Raw genomic sequence first — 3,486 nt, forward strand, 5'->3', positions numbered from 1 at the left:
CTCGGTAACATAAAAGAAAAACTAGAATATCTTTGTGAATTTTACGGCATTGAATTCTTGAAACAGGAAGAATCCTATACGTCTCAAGCCAGCTTTTTTGACGGCGATGAGATTCCTGAATATAATGCCGACAATCCAAAAGAATATAAGTTCAGCGGCAAACGTATTAAGCGCGGCTTGTATCGAACAAAGTCTGGCAAACTAATGAATGCTGATGTCAATGGCGCATTAAACATCTTAAAGAAAAGTAAAGCTGTAGACCTGAGTGTCTTATGCTCTAGCGGCGAAGTGGACACGCCTCAAAGAATAAGGATTGCTTGAAGCAGTCAAACTTCTTTGGAAGCCCCCACTTCAAATTTTCGCTAGAAAATTAAGTGGGGGTAGTTCACCGATGCACGTCGNCCCTCTCCCCTTTTCTGAAAGAATGTGCTAAATTTTTTGTGAATTATTTCGGAAGAGAAAATCCATCGGTTCATAGGAGGGGGAGGAGGACGTGATCCAATTTCATGACTTTGGCATTGACGTCCAAACGTATGCAGAGCGTGGAAAAGAAAACGACTTCCCTCTTCTGAAAAAGTGTCCGCATTGCCGGGCCAAGCGCCCGTTGCACCGCCACGGTTACTATGAGCGAAACGCATTGACCCCACATGGTGATTATCGCATTTGGATTGTCCGGTATCGCTGTCGGGAATGCTTGAAGACGGTGAGTGTGCTGCCTTCCTTTCTCCTCCCGTATTTTCAGTATACGTTGTCCGCCATATGGCAAGTCGTGAAAGAGCAGTTGGGATTGACCGAAAGGACGAACCAGGCTCCGTTTCTCCCGACAAAGGACGGCATCATCTTTTATGTCCGACGGTTCTACCGAAACCTATCAAGCCTTCACAGCTTTTTTGCGAGGCGGTGGAGGATCATAGGCCCTATCGTGAAAAAAGAAAAGGAACGGGCTTCTTGGTGGATCCAGACGTTAGAGGAACACGGTCTTGATTCGGCCATCAGAGAGATGTGGGAGGGCGGATTCCGACACCCTTTTGCGAATTAAATGGGATCCTGATTTTACATACATACCCTAAATTGGAAATAGTTTCGGTTCCCACAAACCTTTCCTATCGACGGAGAAAAAGCAATTCGGTACGATAAGGGCAGACGGACCGGAACGGTCCTGATTCCAAGTGAGACAAGGAGGAGATTTGAATGAATGAGTCGATGAGACACGACATTGCCCTGTTTCGGTACGGGCTAATCGCTCCGTTGGTGAATGGGCAGGTGGAACCGAAGACGTATCTGAAAGAGGTGAGCGAGCGAGTGCACCATGTTCCCCACCAGGGAGACAAACGAATCGCAGCCAAGACGATCCTCGATTGGTGCACCCGATACAAAAAAGGGGGCTTTGACGCCTTAAAGCCGAAGCGCCGTTCGGACCGCGGCCACTCAAGGCGTCTGTCGCCCGATGATGAGGATCATATTTTAGCCCTAAGAAAAGAACATCCCACCATGCCCGTGACGGTGTTCTACGAACACCTGATCGAGCAGGGGGAAATCCCAGAAAATCATACCTCTTACTTTACTATATACCGATTGTTGAAAAAACACAACCTGGTGGGAAAAGAAATCTTGCCGATGCCGGAGCGAAAGCGTTTTGCGTATGACCAGATCAATGAGCTATGGCAAGGGGACTTATCCCATGGACCCACGATTCGCGTCCATGGGAAAGCCCAGAAAACGTTTTTGATCGCGTATATCGATGACTGCTCGCGGTTAGTGCCATATGCCCAATTTTTCCCTTCGGAGAAGTTTGACGGGCTGCGGATCGTCACGAAGGAAGCGGTGCTTCGTTGCGGGAAGCCGAAACGCATTTACTCGGACAACGGGAAAATTTATCGGTCCGAGGTGCTGCAGTATGCGTGCGCCGAGATGGGAATTACGCTCATCCACACCCAGCCGTATGACCCGCAAAGCAAGGGAAAAATCGAACGGTTCTTCCGCACCGTACAGACACGGTTTTATCCACTGTTGGAGCTGAATCCGCCGAAATCGCTTGACGAGTTGAACGAGCGTTTTTGGAAGTGGCTTGAAGAGGAGTATCATCGAAAACCGCACGCCTCACTGGACGGAAAAACGCCGCATGAGGTGTTTCAATCGCAAGTGCATCTCGTGTCGTTCATCGAAGATGGCGATTGGCTGGATGCGATTTTTCTGAAACGGGAGCACCGCAAGGTGAAAGCCGATGGCACAATCACCCTGAATAAACAGCTATACGAAGTGCCGCCTCGGTTCATTGGGCAATCGATTGAGCTCCGCTATGACGAACGAGGCGTCTATGTGTACGAAGAGGGCAAACGGGTGGCGGAAGCCATTCGGGTGCGTTTGGAGGACAATGCCTATGTAAAACGCCATCGGTCCCCGTTTGCGGCGATTCCGGCGAAGGAGGGAGAACACAGTGTATAAATCGTTTTACTCCCTTTCGCGGGAGCCGTTTGCGAAAGAAACAGACCCGTCCGAGGCGTATCAAGGGGCGTCATTTCAGGAAGCGTTGCGGGCGCTGGAGTACGTGAAACGAACCCGGGGGATCGGGCTGTTGATCGGAGAGCCGGGGGCGGGCAAGACGTTCGCCCTTCGGGCGCTGAAAGAGTCATTGAATCCATCATTGTATCATGTCGTCTACTTTCCGTTATCCACCGGAGGCGTGATGGATTTTTACCGTGGACTGGCCTTGGGATTAGGAGAGGAACCGAAGTACCGCAAGGTAGACCTCTTCCGCCAAATCCAGCAGGCGATCGAGCGATTGTATCATGAACGGCGGATCACGCCGGTGTTCATTTTGGATGAGATGCATTTAGCGAAGGATGCATTTTTACAGGACATCGCGATCTTGTTCAACTTTGAGATGGATTCGACCAACCCATTTGTCTTGATTTTGGCCGGGCTGCCCCATTTACAGGGGAAGCTGCGGCTCAATCAGCACCGCCCTCTCGACCAGCGGATCATCATGCGATACCGGATGGGGCCGCTGGAGAAGGAAGAGGTGGCGGGCTACATCGAACATCGGATGAAACAGGCCGGGGCGAAGCATCCGATCTTCACCCCATCGGCGTTAGAGGCGATTGCCCTGCAGTCGCGGGGATGGCCTCGGGTGATCAACACGTTGGCCACGACGTGCCTGTTATACGGGTATCAGCTGAAAAAGGACGCCATTGACGAAGAAGTGGTGCGCATGGCCGCAGAGGAAATGGGGTATTAGCACGAAAGGGGCCGAATCGGCCTCTTTTGTGCTTTCTCTTTTCCATAGGTCCATCAGGCGCGCTGGAAATCTTCATCTGAAAGAGCGTGCAAACGTTCCGAAAGAATGTGCAAAATCCGGAACAATCCGCAAAAATTTTGCACATTATTTCCGAATCCGCCTGAAATAATTTGAAAAAGGGATTCTGAAATAATGTGCTAGTTTACAATCAAGCATCTCATTCATATTGTCGATGCCTTGACCACCAA

4 protein-coding genes are annotated in these 3,486 nt (G+C 50.3%); all 4 read left to right on the forward strand.

The window, feature by feature from the left end:
- The coding region (locus ACFPOH_RS00015) for a zinc ribbon domain-containing protein (RefSeq protein WP_390308524.1) at positions 1-321 on the forward strand (321 nt) is incomplete at its 5' end.
- Between the two features lie 172 nt (positions 322-493).
- Entirely contained in the window at positions 494-1,039 is a 546-nt protein-coding gene (locus ACFPOH_RS00020) for a DUF6431 domain-containing protein (protein WP_033011705.1), read from the forward strand.
- A 152-nt stretch (positions 1,040-1,191) separates the two neighbouring features.
- Entirely contained in the window at positions 1,192-2,445 is a 1,254-nt protein-coding gene (locus tag ACFPOH_RS00025; RefSeq protein WP_117219280.1) for an IS481 family transposase, read from the forward strand.
- Positions 2,438-3,238, forward strand: a complete 801-nt coding sequence (locus ACFPOH_RS00030) for an ExeA family protein (protein ID WP_064213564.1) — start codon at positions 2,438-2,440, stop codon at positions 3,236-3,238. The genes ACFPOH_RS00025 and ACFPOH_RS00030 overlap by 8 nt, the downstream gene beginning before the upstream one ends.
- The last annotated feature ends 248 nt before the right edge of the window (positions 3,239-3,486 follow it).

The organism is Ureibacillus suwonensis, from assembly GCF_042655065.1.
In the GTDB taxonomy this organism is placed as follows: domain Bacteria; phylum Bacillota; class Bacilli; order Bacillales_A; family Planococcaceae; genus Ureibacillus; species Ureibacillus suwonensis.

What these genes read in the sequence shown, in the direction of transcription:
- ACFPOH_RS00025 (WP_117219280.1), top strand. Translation starts at nt 1,192, where the DNA reads ATGAATGAGTCGATGAGACACGACATTGCCCTGTTTCGGTACGGGCTA.